General features: G+C 69.3%; 15 protein-coding genes. 5 read left to right on the top strand and 10 right to left on the bottom strand.

Features of this window, described 5'->3' with window-relative positions; all coding sequences use genetic code 11:
- Nucleotides 1-7: 7 nt before the first annotated feature.
- The 3 genes from ACODR1_RS09560 to ACODR1_RS09550 all read right to left on the bottom strand — a co-directional run bounded on the left by ACODR1_RS09560 (nucleotide 8) and on the right by ACODR1_RS09550 (nucleotide 2,385).
- On the bottom strand, nucleotides 8-304 hold the full coding sequence (locus tag ACODR1_RS09560) for a hypothetical protein (protein ID WP_488880241.1): 297 nt from the start codon (nucleotides 302-304) through the stop codon (nucleotides 8-10).
- Between the two features lie 10 nt (nucleotides 305-314).
- Complete coding sequence (gene fghA / locus ACODR1_RS09555; protein WP_488880240.1) at nucleotides 315-1,145, bottom strand: S-formylglutathione hydrolase; 831 nt, start codon at nucleotides 1,143-1,145, stop codon at nucleotides 315-317.
- 130 nt (nucleotides 1,146-1,275) lie between these two features.
- Complete coding sequence (locus ACODR1_RS09550) at nucleotides 1,276-2,385, bottom strand: S-(hydroxymethyl)glutathione dehydrogenase/class III alcohol dehydrogenase (protein WP_058350041.1); 1,110 nt, start codon at nucleotides 2,383-2,385, stop codon at nucleotides 1,276-1,278.
- Nucleotides 2,386-2,499: 114 nt separating this feature from the next.
- On the opposite strand from ACODR1_RS09550, the gene ACODR1_RS09545 reads away from it, so the two are divergent.
- Complete coding sequence (locus tag ACODR1_RS09545) at nucleotides 2,500-3,369, top strand: LysR family transcriptional regulator (protein ID WP_488880239.1); 870 nt, start codon at nucleotides 2,500-2,502, stop codon at nucleotides 3,367-3,369.
- Between the two features lie 136 nt (nucleotides 3,370-3,505).
- Here the strand turns inward: ACODR1_RS09545 and ACODR1_RS09540 are convergent, their stop codons facing one another.
- Together ACODR1_RS09540 and ACODR1_RS09535 are read right to left on the bottom strand one after the other, a co-directional pair.
- Nucleotides 3,506-6,205, bottom strand: coding sequence for a TonB-dependent receptor (locus ACODR1_RS09540; protein ID WP_488880238.1), 2,700 nt, complete (start codon nucleotides 6,203-6,205; stop codon nucleotides 3,506-3,508).
- Between the two features lie 199 nt (nucleotides 6,206-6,404).
- The gene (locus ACODR1_RS09535; RefSeq protein ID WP_488880237.1) at nucleotides 6,405-7,223 is read right to left on the bottom strand and encodes an RNA methyltransferase; all 819 of its coding nucleotides are present in this window, start codon (nucleotides 7,221-7,223) and stop codon (nucleotides 6,405-6,407) included.
- Nucleotides 7,224-7,318: 95 nt separating this feature from the next.
- Between ACODR1_RS09535 and ACODR1_RS09530 the strand changes: the two genes are divergently transcribed.
- Complete coding sequence (locus ACODR1_RS09530; protein WP_488880236.1) at nucleotides 7,319-8,347, top strand: serine hydrolase; 1,029 nt, start codon at nucleotides 7,319-7,321, stop codon at nucleotides 8,345-8,347.
- Nucleotides 8,348-8,457: 110 nt separating this feature from the next.
- Here the strand turns inward: ACODR1_RS09530 and ACODR1_RS09525 are convergent, their stop codons facing one another.
- Together ACODR1_RS09525 and ACODR1_RS09520 are read right to left on the bottom strand one after the other, a co-directional pair.
- Nucleotides 8,458-8,778 (bottom strand): DMT family transporter, encoded by a 321-nt coding sequence (locus ACODR1_RS09525; protein ID WP_488880235.1) that lies wholly within the window; start codon nucleotides 8,776-8,778, stop codon nucleotides 8,458-8,460.
- Nucleotides 8,779-8,890: 112 nt separating this feature from the next.
- Nucleotides 8,891-11,410 carry an ATP-binding protein gene (locus ACODR1_RS09520; RefSeq protein WP_488880234.1) on the bottom strand — a complete coding sequence of 840 codons (2,520 nt, stop codon included), beginning with the start codon at nucleotides 11,408-11,410 and terminating at the stop codon, nucleotides 8,891-8,893.
- Between the two features lie 230 nt (nucleotides 11,411-11,640).
- Here ACODR1_RS09520 and ACODR1_RS09515 point away from each other — a divergent pair, with 230 nt between their 5' ends.
- The 3 genes from ACODR1_RS09515 to ACODR1_RS09505 all read left to right on the top strand — a co-directional run bounded on the left by ACODR1_RS09515 (nucleotide 11,641) and on the right by ACODR1_RS09505 (nucleotide 14,233).
- Nucleotides 11,641-12,855, top strand: coding sequence for an NADP-dependent isocitrate dehydrogenase (locus ACODR1_RS09515; protein WP_488880233.1), 1,215 nt, complete (start codon nucleotides 11,641-11,643; stop codon nucleotides 12,853-12,855).
- A gap of 120 nt (nucleotides 12,856-12,975) precedes the next feature.
- A complete protein-coding gene (locus ACODR1_RS09510) occupies nucleotides 12,976-13,305 on the top strand; it encodes a DUF2322 family protein (RefSeq protein ID WP_488880232.1) in 330 nt (109 codons plus the stop codon).
- Nucleotides 13,306-13,426: 121 nt separating this feature from the next.
- On the top strand, nucleotides 13,427-14,233 hold the full coding sequence (locus tag ACODR1_RS09505; RefSeq protein WP_488880231.1) for a hypothetical protein: 807 nt from the start codon (nucleotides 13,427-13,429) through the stop codon (nucleotides 14,231-14,233).
- Here ACODR1_RS09505 and arsC read toward each other — a convergent pair.
- From arsC to ACODR1_RS09490, 3 genes are read right to left on the bottom strand one after another with little or no spacing between them, the layout of a single operon-like run.
- Nucleotides 14,223-14,630: an arsenate reductase (glutaredoxin) gene (gene arsC, locus ACODR1_RS09500; protein WP_488880230.1), complete on the bottom strand. Its 408-nt coding sequence runs from the start codon at nucleotides 14,628-14,630 to the stop codon at nucleotides 14,223-14,225. The genes ACODR1_RS09505 and arsC overlap by 11 nt on opposite strands.
- The gene (locus ACODR1_RS09495; protein ID WP_488880229.1) at nucleotides 14,627-15,301 is read right to left on the bottom strand and encodes an MIP/aquaporin family protein; all 675 of its coding nucleotides are present in this window, start codon (nucleotides 15,299-15,301) and stop codon (nucleotides 14,627-14,629) included. The genes arsC and ACODR1_RS09495 overlap by 4 nt, the downstream gene beginning before the upstream one ends.
- A 2-nt stretch (nucleotides 15,302-15,303) precedes the next feature.
- Entirely contained in the window at nucleotides 15,304-15,663 is a 360-nt protein-coding gene (locus tag ACODR1_RS09490; RefSeq protein ID WP_488880228.1) for an ArsR/SmtB family transcription factor, read from the bottom strand.
- Between the last annotated feature and the right edge of the window lie 4 nt (nucleotides 15,664-15,667).

Genomic DNA, 15,667 nt, shown 5'->3' with positions numbered 1-15,667 from the left:
CCGGACGCTAACCGTTCAGTTGCAACGGCGACCGAGGCGCAACGCGCCGCCGTCGCCCCATCGCAAGCCACAGCCCATAGGCCAGCACGAACAATAGCGACGGAACCAGGGTGTAGGCGGCGCAGGCCAGGAAGACGGCCAACCGATAGGACTGTTCCTGGCCATCAGGATCCAGCGCCACGAACGCCGAGCCAGCAATCCACGGGATGTTGACCCAGGCCAGGGTGGTCCACAGCAGTCGAGCTCGCCGTTTTGGCGCCTCCTCGACCAGGGCGTCGATCAGGCCAGGCCAAACCTCTTCCATACGGCCAAGGTTACAACCTTTCGGCGTGCCAGTCGATATGGTCGCCGATGAAGCTGGCGATGAAGAAGTAGCTGTGGTCGTAGCCCTCCTGGCGGCGGACGGTGACCTTCAGCCGGGCCTCGGCGCCGGCCTCTTCTAGCAATTCGGGCTTGAGCTGGTTTTCCAGGAAATTGTCGGCCAGGCCCTGGTCGACCAGGATCTCGTCGAAGCTTTCGCCGAAACCGTCCTCGATCAGGGCGCAGGCGTCGTGGGCCCGCCACTTGGCGCGGTCAGGACCGAGATAGGCCGTCAGGGCCTTGTCGCCCCACGGGCAGTTCAGCGGCGAGACGATCGGCGAAAAGGCGCTGACCGACTTGAAGAGCTGCGGATTGCGCAGGGCGATGGTCAGGGCGCCGTGGCCGCCCATCGAGTGGCCGAAGATCCCCCGCCGCGCCGGATCCAGCGGGAAGGCGCCGTCGACGGCTTCCAGCAGGTCCTTGGTGACGTAGGAATACATGTTGAAATGCGGCGCCCACGGCTCTTGCGTGGCGTCGACATAGAAGCCCGCGCCCTGGCCCAGGTCGTAGGCCGGATCGTCGGCGACGCCTTCACCGCGCGGGCTGGTGTCGGGCGCGACGATGGCCACGCCGTGCCTGGCGGCCCAGGCATAGGCCCCGGCCTTGGTGGTGAAGTTGTCTTCCGTGCAGGTCAGGCCCGACAGCCAGACGAGATAGGGGAAAGGCCCCTCGCCGTCCGGAACCCAGACGCTGAACTTCATCGGCGTGCCGGTGCTGGCGCTGTCGTGCCGGCAGTAGCGCAGGGTCCCGCCTTGGGTGCGGTGGGTGGCGAGCGTTTCGACCATCTTCAACTCCTCCCCTCCCCTTGCGGGGAGGGGCTGGGGGTGGGGGAGCGGCGCAGGCGTCCAACACCGAGCCGCCCCCCTATCCGACCGCTTCGCGGCCACCTTTCCCCGCAAGGGGGAAAGGATCAAATCAGAACGTCACCACCGTCCGGATGCTTTCGCCCTTGTGCATCAGGTCGAAGGCCTCGTTGATGCGTTCCAGCGGCAGGACGTGGGTAATCATCGGGTCGATCTGGATCTTCCCGTCCATGTACCAGTCGACGATCTTGGGCGTGTCGGTACGGCCGCGAGCGCCCCCGAAGGCGGTGCCCTTCCAGACCCGGCCGGTGACCAGCTGGAACGGACGGGTGGCGATCTCCTTGCCGGCCTCGGCCACGCCGATGATGATGCTTTCACCCCAGCCGCGGTGGCAGGCTTCCAGCGCCTGCCGCATGACCGTGGTGTTGCCCGTGGCGTCGAAGGTGTAGTCGGCGCCGCCGTCGGTCAGGGCCACCAGGTGGGCGACCAGATCTCCCGAGACGTCCTTGGGATTGACGAAGTGGGTCATGCCGAATTTGCGGCCCCATTCCTCGCGGTCCGGGTTCAGGTCGACGCCGACGATCATGTTGGCGCCCACCAGCTTCAGGCCCTGGATGACGTTGAGGCCGATGCCGCCCAGGCCGAAGACGATGGCGTTGGCGCCCGGCTCGACCTTGGCGGTGTTGGTCACCGCGCCCACGCCCGTCGTCACGCCGCAGCCGCAGTAGCAGGCGGTCTTGAACGGGGCGTCCTTGCGGATGCGGGCCACGGCGATCTCGGGCAGCACGGTGTAGTTCGAGAAGGTCGAGCAGCCCATGTAGTGGTGGATGGTCTGGCCCTTGTAGGAGAAGCGGCTGGTGCCGTCCGGCATCAGGCCCTTGCCTTGCGTGGCGCGGATGGCCGTGCAGAGGTTGGTCTTGCCCGAGAGACAGCTTTTGCACTGGCGGCATTCGGGCGTGTAGAGCGGGATCACGTGGTCGCCGACCGCCAGGCTGGTGACGCCCGGGCCGACCTCGACCACCACGCCCGCGCCTTCGTGGCCCAGGATCGACGGGAACAGGCCTTCGCTGTCGAGGCCGTCCAGGGTGTAGGCGTCGGTGTGGCAGACGCCGGTGGCCTTGATCTCGATCAGGACCTCGCCGGCCTTGGGGCCTTCCAGGTCGACCTCGACGATCTCCAGCGGCTTCTTGGCTTCGAAAGCGACGGCGGCGCGGGTCTTCATGGCAGGCTCCGATGGGTTCTCGGTCCCTGTGGTACGCCGATGCGCGCCCGGCGATAATCCCTCACAAGGCAAAACATTGTTGCCATATAGGGACAATGAGCGCACCACCGCGCCATGAGCCGCTGGGACGGGATCGACGAGTTCGTGGCCACGGCCGAGGCCGAAAGCTTCTCGCAGGCCGCGCGGCGGCTGGGGCTTTCGACGTCCGGGGTCAGCCGCGAGGTGGCCCGGCTGGAGGAGCGGCTACAGACCCGCCTGCTCTATCGCACCACCCGCCGGGTCAGCCTGACCGACGCCGGCCGGGCCTTCCTGGCCCGCTGCCGCGACCTGATCCACGACCGCGACGAGGCCCTAGCCGCGGTCGGCGAGGAGGACGGCGAGGTCAAGGGTCTGCTGCGCATGACCTGTTCGTCGGCCTATGGCGAGCGCTACGTCGTGCCGGCGGTCAACGCCTTCGCCCTGGCCCACCCCAAGCTGTCGCTGCACATCGAGTTGGACGACACCGTGCGCGACATCGTCAGCGAGGGCTTCGATCTCGCCATCCGCTTCGGCCGCCTGACCGACAGCCGCCTGATCGCCAAGCGCCTGGCCTCGCGCACCCGCCGCCTGTGCGCCTCGCCCGACTACCTGGCGGGGGCCGGTACCCCGGCCGCCATCGCCGACCTCGAAACCCACGCCGGCGTGCTGGGCGCGGCCGATACCTGGCCGTTCCGGGAGGGCGAGCGCGAGATCGCGTTCAAGCCCCAGGGGCGCTTTCGCTGCAACAGCGGCCAGGCGGTGCTGGACGCCACCCTGCAGGGCCTGGGGATCTGCCAGCTGCCCAACTTCTACGTCGACCCGGCCATAGCCGACGGCCGGCTGGTTCCGCTGCTGGAGCACGCCAATCCCGCGGACGAGGGGGTCTGGGCCGTCTATCCGCATCTGCGCCTGCTGCCGGCCAAGGTGCGGCTGCTGGTGGAGCATCTGGAAGGCAACCTCGGATAACCTCCCTTCCCCCTTGATGGGGGAAAGTCGGGGATGGGGGTGGCAGCTGAGCCGGACGCCGTGCATGACGTCCACCGCCGCATTCACCCCCACCCCTGCCCCTCCCCCATCAAGGGGGAGAGGTCTCCAGTTTCGACTACAGCAGCTTGCGCAGGCTCAGGCGCACGGTCCGTCCCATGGCGTCCATGTAGTCCTCCTGATAGGCCTGGGGCGTGCGGCCCTGGTCGTCGCGGACCTGCTGCTTCTCGTCAAAGAGGTTGTCGACCGCCAGCGTCACGCGCGAGCCCTTCAGCCAGTCGTAGCGCTTCACCAGGTCCTTGCGCTGCCCCAGATCCGCAAAGCCCGACAGGCTGACCGTGGGGATGTCGGCGAAGAACAGGTCGTCGCCGCGCGGGCCGCCGTCGACCCAGGTGGCCGAGCGCCAGGCGCTGCGCAGGCCGCAGCCGACGCCGTCCTTGGCGAGATTGGCCTGCAGGTTGACCTCGTGGCGCGGCGTGCCGCCGCGACGCCCCAGCGAGGCGCCGTCCAGCAGGTCGAGCGGGGTCATGCCGTCGCGGATCACCACCTCGTCCTGCAATCGCCACAGGTGGTTCAGCGAAACGTTGAAGATCGCCTGTCCCGGCGGGCCGCCCGATCGAAGCAAGCCGCCCGGACCGCTGACCTGCATCCCGCCACCGCCGGGACGCGGCGCGCCTGCCGGCCGGGCGCCGGGCGCGGCGGGGGGCGGGCCGCCCCAGCGCAGATTGTAGTTCAGGCCCCAGCGCAGTTCCTGGCGGTCGGCATGGGCGAAGTTCACCGGCCGGGTGTCGACCGAGGTCAGGCGGCCCGTGGCGTCGCGCACGAAGCGGCTGGGGAAGGCCGCCTCCAGCTCCGGCGACACGGCCGGGAAGCTGGCGATCTGGTCCTCGACGCGGCTGGCCGTGTAGTTGCCCCACAGCGACAGCTCGCGCTTCTCGAACGGCCGGTAGTTGAAGCCCAGCTTCACGACCTGGCGGCTGTCGGCGCTCAGGTTGGGGTTGCCGCCCTCGATGCGGGTCACGTTGACCGTCTGGCTGGTGGCGAAGTCGTACATCGCCACGTTGGGCGTCAGCAGCACGGGATCGTTGACCTGCTGGGGCGAGGGCTCGCCCTCCTCGGTGCTGTAGTTCAGCGACAGGTTCATGCGCTTGACCGGCGACCACGACAGGCCGCCGCCGGCCGTCACCAGGCCGCCGATGTCGGAGAACTGCTCGTAGAGCACGTTGCCGTTCAGCGACACGCCGCCCAGGAAGCCCAGCACGCCGTCGCGCTCGGCGATCGGCGCGTCGGCGCTGGCCTGGATCGTGGCCCGGTCGCGGGTCAGGGTGCGCTGGGTGAAGACGCCCGACCGCACGCTCTCGGACTCGACCTTGCGGCTGTCGAGGCCGCCCTTGACCGTGGCGCGCAGACGGCCGGCCGGCAGCTCCGCCACCGTGCCGTTCATGGTCAACTCGGCCTTGGCGTTGGTGGTGATGGAGTCGGCGGTGTCCTGGGCGGCGTAGCGCAGCAGGCTGCGCGGGATCGGGCCGAACGGATTGACCTGCGGATCGCTGGCCGCCACGGCGGCGCGATAGGCCGTGGTGTCGAGCCCCCGGCCGGTGCGGGTGGCGCTGTCGGTCAGGTCGTAATTGCCGGTGAAGGTCCAGCGCCAGCCGGCCATCATGCCCAGCGCCGTCATCCCCGCCTCGAACTTGTCGGTGTCGGTCTTGCGGCGCAGGCCGTCGGGCACGTCGAGATAGCGATAGAGCGACACGTCCCGGTCGAACGGCGAGTAGGGGCTGTCGGCCTTCAGCGCCAGGTTCACGCCGGTCAGGCCGTTGAAGCTGACGCGGTTGGTGCTCTCGACATTGCCGCTGAAGGTCGTGGTCACGTTGCCCAGCGCGCCCAGCATCAGGTTGCGGGTGTAGGCGCCCTGGATCGCGCCCTCCTCGCCGCGGGCCAGCAGGGTGCGCGAGGCGGTCAGGTCGTCGGTCGCCGCCGTCCCGGCGCCGGCCACGAAGTCGGCCAGGCTGGGCGCGGCGCCCGCCGCCAGGGCCGGCACGGACGCCACCGTCACCACCGAACCCACGAGGGCCGACAAGGCCGGATCCAGCTCCGGGCCGGTCGGCGTACCGATATTGCCCTGGATGTCGTAGGGGGTGCTGCTGGTGCGGACGATGTCGCGCTCGGACTCGTAAAGCGGCGTTTCGCGGCGATAGCGGACGTTGACGGTCCAGCGGGCGTCGGCGTCGACTTTGAAGACGTTGGCCTTCTGCTCGTTGAAGGTGCGCCCGCCCTCGGTGGCGAAGCGGAACTCCTCCTCCAGGTTCAGCGAGCGGAAGTTCTTCTTCAGGATCAGGTTCACCACCCGCTGGTCGGCCCGGTAGCCATAGGCCAGCGCGGCTTCCTCACGCAGGATGTCCAAGCGTTGGACCGCCTCGGGCGGCAGGCCCGCGATCTCCTGAAAGCCCGAGATGCGCTGGCCGTTGACCAGCGTCACCGGCCCCTCGCCGCCGCGTCCGCGTGAGCTCACGGTCAGGGGTTCCAGCAGGGTCATCAGCTCGGCGACGCTGCCCGCGCCATAGGCCTTGATGGCTTCCTCGTCGAGCGAGATGTCCGGCTCGACCGGGCCCTCGGTCTTGCCGCGCGGCGCCGACTGCACGGTCACGCCCTCGACGACGGCGTCCTCGGCCTCGACGACGGGAATGAGGGCGGGCTTGAGGTCAGGGGCTTTCGCATCGGAGGCCTTGACCTCAAGAGCCTTGATCTCGGACGGCTTGGCCTCGGACGGCGGCGCCGTCCCGACCGCCACAGCCGCGGCGAAACCCTGCAGAAGCACGCCACCAAGCGCCATCGCCACGCCCCCTACCCTAAAGCCCCGGCGTTCAACCGCCGACTATCCCACAACCTGGACCATGGTTGCAGATTTTGGCTGGATAGCGGCGTTTGCGCCAGGGCGGAAATTAAAGCGGCGTAAGGTGGGAAACCGGTTACTGCGACGAGACTGGACGACGCCTTGCGCAAGGTGAGGACGCGCCTCAGTCCTCGCCCTGGTCCGCCGCCTTCTTCGCCAGCTTGGCCAGCACCCGGCCGCGCCCCTTCGACAGGGCGGTGATCACGCCGCGGAAGGTGCGGACCTCCTGGTCGGTCAGGCGGGCGCGGGCCAGCGGGACGCGCAGGTTGCGCACCATCGAGGGCCGCTTTTCCGGTGGATGGTAGAAGCCGGCCTTGTCGAGCTCGCCTTCCAGATGCTCGTAGAGACCCATCATCGCGGCCTGGTCGGCCGGCCCTTCGACGTTCAGCTCGAACTTCTTCCAGGGACGGTCGTCGACCGTCATCTTCCATTCGTAGGCGTTGATCGACACGGCCTGGGCGAGATTGAGCGAACGGAAGCGCTCGTCGATGGGGATCGAGACGATGGCCTGGCACAGGGCGATGTCGTCGGTCTCCAGCCCGGCGCGCTCGCCGCCGAACAGCAGGCCGACCTTGCGGCCCTGCTCGACTTCCTCGGCCAGGTGGCCGGCGGACTCGCGTGGGGTGTAGACCGGCAGGCGCGTCTCGCGGGGGCGGGCCGTGGTGGCGTAGACCAGATGCAGGTCGGCGATCGCCTCGGCCAGCGTGTCGAACACCTTGGCGTCGTCCAGCGGCCAGCTGGCGCCCGAGGCGCTGGCCCAGGCCCGCTCCTGCGGCCAGCCGTCGCGCGGATTGACCAGCCGCAGCTCGTAGAGACCGAAATTGGCCATGACCCGGGCGACCGAGCCGATGTTCTCGGCCAGTTGCGGGGCGTTGAGGATCACGCAAGGCGGCGTGCGGACGATTTCGCCCGAGGGGCTGGGGGAGGTCGTGTCGGCGGTCATGGCGTCCCTTTGCCGTCGAGCCACACTTTGACGCAAGTCCGAACCGTCATCTGGCGCGTTTAGCCTCCACTCACGCTTGGAGGCTTTCGAACCCGATGCATCGCCGCGCCCTGCTCGCCGCCCTCGCCATGCCCGCCCTGCCGGCGGCGCTGTCGGCCTGCCGCGAGCCGCCGCTGGCCGGCCAGGAGGACCCCACCTTCGACCACGAGACGATGAGCCACAAGCTAACCGCCATCGCCGAACGCGCCCGCCCCGGCGACCTGGGCGTGGCGGTGCAGGACCTGACCACCGCCCAGCGGGCCACGGTGGCCGGCGATCACCTGTTCCCGCTGGCCGGGATCTGGACGGCGGCGCTGGGGGCCGCGGTGCTGGCCGAGGTCGAGGCCAAGGCCCTGTCGCTGCGCGAGACGATCACGATTGAGGACGTCGACCTGTCGCCGCCGCCCAGCGGCGTCGCCGACGCCTGGCCCGGCCGCCGACGCTGGACGGTCGAGGAACTGCTGAAGCACGCCGTGGCGGGCGGCGACAACACCGCCGCCGACGTGCTGATGAAGCGCATCGGCGGTCCCGGCGCGGTCACCGCCTGGCTGGACCTGAAGAAGGTCGAGAACCTGCGGGTCGACCGCTACGCCCGCCAGCTGCTGCCCGAACAGACGGGCACGCAGTCCTTCCGGGCCGAATGGCGCGGCCAGGCCTGGCGCAAGGCGGTGCTGGCCACGCCCGAGACGAGCCGCCGCAGAGCCTGGCGTGACTATCTGGCAGACCCGCACGACTCCACGACGCCCCTGGCCGCCGTGCGCTTCCTCGAGGCCCTGAACCAGGGCGAACTGACCAGCCAGGAAAACCGCCGCCGACTGCTGCGGATGATGGAGGCCGCGGCCGGCGAGCGCCTGCGCCCTGCCCTGCCGGCCGGCGCGCGGCTGGCTGCGATCATCTCGGCCACACCGTGGGACCTCGGCCAGACCGCGGCCGACAACGTGCTGGCCATGATCCGCCTGAAAGACGGCCGACGCTTCGCCCTAGCGATCCTGCTCAAGGCCTCGCCGCTGGAGGAAGCCGACCGCGACGCCCTGATGCTGGATGTCATGCGGACGGTGCTGCAGGCGGCCGAGAAGGCGAGATAGGCGCCAAGCGAAAACCCCGCCCTTCGACAGGCTCAGGGTGAGGTTTTCTACTCGATCGCGCTCCCTGGTCCTCATCCTGAGCTTGTCGAAGGACGAGGACCACGCACCGCTCAGTGCGACGAAGACAGCTTCATCAGGACGAGGCCGCTGACGATCAGCACGGCGGCGACCACGCGCATGACGCTGAGCTGCTCGCCCAGCACCGCCACGCCGACCACGAAGGCGCCGACCGCGCCGATGCCGGTCCAGATGGTGTAGGCCGTGCCCAGCGGCAGCGATTTCATCGACAGCGACAGCAAGCCGAAGCTGGCGATCATGAAGACGATCGTGGCGATGCTCGGCCACGGCTTCGAGAAGCCTTCCGAGGCCTTCATGAAGAAGGCCCAGACCACTTCCAACAGGCCAGCGATGATGAGGAATATCCAAGCCATGACGGCGTCCCCTTGCAAGAACGCCGGGCCGTCCCGGACTTAAACCCGCCTCGATAGGCGGTGGAGGACGTGGCCTCGCTCGGTTGTGGCCGGTGAGATAGTCCCCGCCGCCTCAGCCTTCAAGCCTGGAAGCGACCTCGTGGGCGGCGGCGCGATGTCGCGCCGAGGCCAGGGCCTGGACCAGCAGGCCCGGATTGAGCGGCTTGGCCACGTGCAGGTCGGCCCCGGCGGCATGGGCCGCGGCGACGTGCTCGTCCATGGCGTTGGCGGTCAGCATGATGACCAGGATCGGGTCGGCGTCGGCCGCCGTCTCGCGGGCGCGCAATTCCCGGGTGGCGGTCAGGCCGTCCATCACCGGCATCTGCATGTCCATCAGCACCGCGTCGAACGGCTGGGCTTCCAAGGCCCGCAGCGCCGCCTCGCCGTCCTCGACCATGGTCAGGTCGACCCCGAACGGCTCCAGCACGATCTCGACCACCTTGCGGTTGCCCGGATGGTCCTCGGCCACCAGAACCCGCATGCCCTCCAGCGACACCGGGCCCTCGTCGTCGGCATGATCGTGGTCGAGGCTCTCGGTCGAGGGCTGCAGCGGCAGCTCGACGATGAAGGTCGCCCCGCGTCCGACCACCGCCCGCGCGTCGATCGATCCGCCCATCATCTCGGCCAGGGCCGCGCAGATCGAAAGCCCCAGCCCAGTGCCGCCGAACTGACGGGTGATCGACTGATCGGCCTGGACGAAGCGCTTGAACAATCGCTCGCGCACCGCGTCGTCGAAGCCGACGCCGGTGTCGCTGATGCTGAAGCGCACCAGTTCGCCCACCTTCTCCACCGACAGGTCGACACCGCCGACGCTGGTGAACTTCACCGCGTTGCCCAAGAGGTTCGACAGGATCTGGCTGATGCGGCCGGCGTCGCCGTCGTAGCGGCCGACGGCGTCCGGCGCGACCGACCACGAGAAGGCCAGGCCCTTGGCCTCGGCCGAGGCGCGGTGCAGCTCGGCCATGCCGGCCACCAGCCCCTCCAGGTCGAAGGGCGCGAAGGTCAGCTGGAACTCGCCGGCCTCGATCTTGGAGACATCGAGGATGTCGCCCAGCACCTGCTCGAGCAGTCGGCCCGACGAAGCCACCAGCGCCGCCAGTTCGCGCCGGCGGGCCGGATCATTCTCCTCGGCCAGGCGGTCGCCGACGGCGATGACCCCGTTCAGCGGCGTGCGCAGCTCGTGGCTCATGTTGGCCAGGAACACCGACTTGGCCTGGTTGGCCTTTTCCAGTTCGCGGGTGCGCTCGGCGACGCGCACCTCCAGCGAGCGCAGCAGGTCCTCGTGCACCTCCCGCTGCTTGCGAAGCGCGCGGGCCAGGGCGCCGATCTCGTCGCCGCGGGCCTCGATGCGGGCGGCCGCCTCGCCGTCGTCGGCGCGGTGGGCCTCGCCCAGGCCGCGCAGGGGCGCCACGACCTCGCGGGCCATCAGGCGGTAGAGCAGGAAAAGCTGGGCGACGACCCCGACCACGCCGAACAGCAGCACCCACGACGCCGTCTTGACCGCGTTCCAGACGATCTGGTCCGAACGGAAGGTCATCAGGAAGTACCAGTCGGGCTCCTTCATCCGGCCGTAGGCCACCACGCGGTCGCCGCTGCGGTCGCGCAGGGCCCCGACGTCGCCGCCGTGCTTGCGGATCTGGGCGACCAGGTCGGCCACCCGCTCGCGCGACTGCACCTTCGCCAGTTGGGCCGCGTCGACCACCCCGTCGGCGGCCAGGCCCGGCGCGGCGATCAGCTCGCCGTCGGACGAGACGATCATGTTCTGCCCGCCCGGCAGCGCGTCGCCGACCGCCCGCAGCAGGAAGGAATCCAGCGACAGGCTGGTGCCCCAGGCCCCGACATGCCGCTCACCGATGTCGAACGGGGTGACGCAGGCCGCGTTCAGCCCGCGGCCGCTGGGATTGGAGATCAGCTTGCGCAGCTTGGTGCACTTCATCACCCGCTGCCGATTGTTGGCCGGCAGGGTGAGTTGGCTCATCTCCTCCTTGGCGATGTCCAGGCTCGGCGGGGCCTCCTGGCGGTAATAGAGCAGCCGGTCCTTGCGCTTGGGCCCGAACATCACCAGCCGGGTCTGCGGCGTGAAGAAATAGAAGTTGTCGTAGTGGCCGATCTCGGTCTCGCCGGCGTTGGCGACCACCTCCATGGCCGCCACCATCAGCGCCTTGTCCTCGCGGGTCAGCTCCCGGGCCTGGGGCACGAAACCGCCGATGCCGTAGACGTAGTGATTGCCCGTGCGGCCGCCGTCATAGAGGCGCGAGGCCGTGCGCCGGGTGCCGTCGCCGAACTCGGGAAACAACAGGTCGAACTGGCCGTCGATGTCGGGCTCGATCTCGCGCAGTCGGCGCATCAGGGCCAGGCTGGCGGCGTCGTGCACCTTCACGAGGTCGGAGAACAATCGGTCCTCGGTCTTGACCCGCTCGCCGACATACTCGGCCAGATGCCGCATCTGGGTCTCGGCGGCGCTCTGCTGGACGAAGTAGAAGGTCACGGCCGTGACGAGGCCGGTCACGGCGATCGACACCAGGGCGGCGAAGGCCAGCAACCGCCGCGCCAAGGGCGACATCACGTCCGTATGACGCCACAGACCGTTCAAGCCGCTCCCCACTCTCGCCCCCACTTGGGACGTCCAGCACAGCCACAACCCATTAGGGCGCTGCGGGGTCCATGTCGCCTGCGGTGGAATGCCGCGCTCGACCATCGGACGTCGCACCACGCAGCCTTTCCCCAACGGCCGCAACAGTCTATAGGGCTCGCCGTCCGCGCCACGTTTCGGCCCTGTGCGCCGAGCGTCAGAGCGCGCCACCGCGAGAGGAAGACCCCGCAATGGCCAAGATCAAAGTCGCCAATCCCGTCGTCGACATGGACGGCGACGAAATGACCCGGATCATCTGGAAGCTCATCAAGGATAAGCTGATCTTCCCGTATCTGGACCTGGAACTGGACTACTACGACCTGTCGGTCGAGAACCGCGACGCCACCAACGACCAGGTGACGATCGACGCCGCCGAGGCCACCAAGAAGCACGGCGTGGCCGTGAAGTGCGCCACCATCACCCCCGACGAGCAGCGCGTCACCGAATTCAACCTCAAGAAGATGTGGAAGTCGCCGAACGGCACGATCCGCAACATCCTGGGCGGCGTGATCTTCCGTGAGCCGATCATCTGCCAGAACGTGCCGCGCCTGGTGCCGGGCTGGACCCAGCCGATCATCGTCGGCCGTCACGCCTTCGGCGACCAATACCGCGCCACCGACTTCAAGTTCCCCGGCAAGGGCACCCTGACGATCAAGTTCGTCGGCGAAGACGGCGAGACCATCGAGCACGAAGTCTACAAGGCTCCGGGTTCGGGCGTGGCCATGGCCATGTATAACATCGACGAGTCGATCCGCGAGTTCGCCCACGCCTCGTTCGCCTACGGCCTGAACCGCAAGTACCCGGTCTACCTGTCGACCAAGAACACGATCCTCAAGGCCTATGACGGCCGCTTCAAGGACCTGTTCCAAGAGGTCTACGACGAGCACTACGCCGAGCAGTTCAAGGCCCTGGGCATCCACTACGAACACCGCCTGATCGACGACATGGTCGCCTCGGCGCTGAAGTGGTCGGGCGGCTACGTCTGGGCCTGCAAGAACTACGACGGCGACGTGCAGTCGGACATCGTGGCTCAAGGCTTCGGCTCGCTGGGCCTGATGACCTCGGTGCTGATGACGCCGGACGGCAAGACCGTGGAAGCCGAAGCCGCCCACGGCACGGTGACCCGTCACTACCGCCAGCACCAGAAGGGCGAGTCGACCTCGACCAACTCGATCGCTTCGATCTTCGCCTGGACCCGTGGCCTGGCCCACCGCGCCAAGCTCGACGACAACGCCGAGCTGGCCAAGTTCGCCGCCACCCTGGAAAAGGTCTGCATCGACACCGTCGAAAGCGGCTTCATGACCAAGGACCTGGCCCTGCTCGTCGGCGACAAGCAAGGCTGGCTGACCACCGAAGGCTTCCTCGACAAGATCGACGAGAACCTGCAGAAGGCCATGGCCGCCTAAGGCGACCAACCTTCCGGTAAGGACGAAGGCCCTCCCCCGCGGGAGGGCCTTTTTCTTTGGCCCGACCGCGGAGCGGGGTGCTAAAGGCCCGCCCCACTCTCGAACTCAGGAAAGCCGGCGATGATCCAGCCCAGCGCGACCTTCAAGGACAACCTTCAGCAACTGCCGGCCATCGACGGCGTGGCGCGCGTCGACCTCGTCGACGCCGAAGGGACCGTGGTCGCCAGCATCGAGAACCAGCCGGGCAAGAAGGGCTCGGTCGCCGTCTACCAGTACCTGAAACAGACCTTCGGCGCCCTCGACGCCAAGGCCGCCGAGCACGGCCTGGCCGTCTTCGCCGAACACACGGCCGACGCCCGCGAAAACCCGGGCGCCCACCCCAATGTCGATCGCCTGATCGCCATCGCCGAGGGCGGCGCCCCGCTCGGCATTGAAGTCGTCGCCGGTTGACGCCGACGCCGCCCCGTTAGCGCTCGTGGCCGCATCGGGGCGGCGCCCGCCACGATCCTGACGCGCTGAAGTGCTCACCTGCACGCTGCGCCGGCGTCCCGGCGCCCGTGACGGACGCCCGATGCCACGACCGCTGATCGCCCCTCCGCGACGCCGCCCCTCGCGCGCGACGAAGCTGGCGGCCGGCCTGTTCAGCGTCGGGGCCCACGCGGCCGTGCTCGCGGCCGTGATGCTGTCCCAGGGCGAGCCGCGCCCGCCCGAACCCGAGCCGTTCGCGGTCGACCTCGTCCAGCCCCCGCCTCCGCCTCCCCCGCCGCCGGAACCCAAGCCGCCCGCGCCGGAACCGAAGCCGGATTCCAAGCCCGCGCGACCGCCCTCGCCCGCCCCGCCGAAGCCCGACCCGAAACCGCCGACCCGCACCGCCCGCCCGGCCGTGCGCCCGCCCGACGTCGAGCCCCTGCCCGCCACGCCCGCCGACACCACGATGATGGCCGCCGAGCTGGGCGAGGCCGAACTGGCCGGCGCCACCACGGTCGGCACGGGATCGGGGAACGGCTCGGGCGACGGCGCCAGCTGCGACATGGTCCGCCGGCTGCAGGCGGCGCTGCGCCGCAATCCCCGCGTCCGCAGCGCCCTGGCCTCGGCCCACGGCGAGGCCGCCGCCTCCGGCAAGGCGGTGCTGATCTGGAACGGCAAGTGGCTGCAGAGCCCCAACCAGGTCGGCCGCGGCCTGGCCGGCGTTCGCGAGGCGATCATCATGGAGGTCGGCTTCGCGCCGGCCGCCTGCCGCGCCGACCCGATGCGCGGCCTCGTCGTCGTCAGCCTCGCCGACGGCCCCGGCGCCCCACGCCTGGCCCTGGGCGACGCCTCCTGGCGCTGGTCGGACCTGCTGTTCGCGCCGGGGACAAGGCCGCCCTCTAGGGGATGACGACCTCGCCGTCTTCCTTGGTAAAGCCGGCGGGACGTTGATCCAGCAGGCCCAGCACCACCTCGGACGGCCGGCACAGGGCAACGCCCTTGGGCGTGGCCACGATCGGCCGGTTCACCAGGATCGGATCGGCGACCATGGCCTCGAGGATGCGCTCGTCGGACACGTCCGCGGCCAGTAGGCCCAACGCCTGCGCCGGCGTTCCCTTGTCGCGGATCAGGTCCCGCAACGGCAGGCCGGCCTGCTTGGCGAGGTCAACCAACTGCTCCCGCGTCCACCCGGCTTGCAGATATTCGACCACCGTTGGCGCGTAGCCGGCCGCCTCGACCATGGCCACGACGTTGCGCGAGGTGCCGCAGGCCGGATTGTGGAAGATGGTGATCGGAAAGTCGGTCATGATGCGGCCTCCGGTTTCAGCAGCCATCCGAACACCCCCGCCGCCAGCAGCGCGCCGACGATCTGGGCCAGGATGAAGGCGGGCGCGCCAGCGGGCGCGATGCCGGCGAAGGTGTCGGTCATCGCGCGAGCCAGCGTCACGGCCGGGTTGGCGAACGAAGTCGAGGCTGTGAACCAGTAGGCGGCGGTGATGTAGAGCCCCACCGCTATCGGCGTGCTCTCCGGCTTGAACCGGACGGTCCCGAGGATCGTGGCCAGCAGGCCGAAGGTCGCCACCAGCTCTGCGAACGCCTGGTCCAGGCCGGTCCGCGCCCTGGTCGAGACCTGGATGATCGCCTCGCCGAACATGGCGTGCGCCGCCCAGACGCCCAGAACCGCGCCGATGACCTGCACCAGCGGGTACAGGGCCGCATCCCGCCAGGACAGTTCCCGCCGCAGCGCCGCCACCAGGGTGACGACTGGGTTGAAGTGCGCGCCCGAGATCGGGCCGAACACGCCGATCAGCACGACCAGCGCAGCGCCCGTGGACAGGGTGTTGCCGAGCAGCGCGATGGCGACGTTGCCGCCCGCCAGCCGCGCGCCCATGATCCCCGAGCCGACCACTACAGCCAGCAGCAGGGCAGAGCCCAGCCCTTCGGCGACGAGGCGACGGCGCAGGTCGAAACCGACCATGGTCATTTCGGCGCGCAGGCCGGGCCGCAGCCCTCGACGCGGGCCAGGACGGCGGTCAGGGGCGAACAGATCTCAGGCGCGCCGTTGCAGCAGTCCTCCATCAGGAAGCCCAGCAGGCCGCTCATCGCGCCGTAGTCGGCCGAGTAGATGATCGAGCGCCCCTCGCGCCGCGACACGATCAGGCCGGCATGCGCCAGGATGTTCAGATTGGCCGACAGGCTGTTGGGCAGCACGTCCAGCGCCCGCGCGATCTGGCCGGCCGCCACGCCCTGCGGTCCGGCCTTCACCAGCAGGCGGAAAATCGCCAGGCGCCCGTCGTGGCCCAGGGCCGAGAGCATGTTGACAGCGGACATAGATTCCATATTT

It is taken from the genome of Caulobacter sp. FG7 (assembly GCF_057808875.1).
This window is presented reverse-complemented; position numbering and strand designations above follow the sequence as displayed.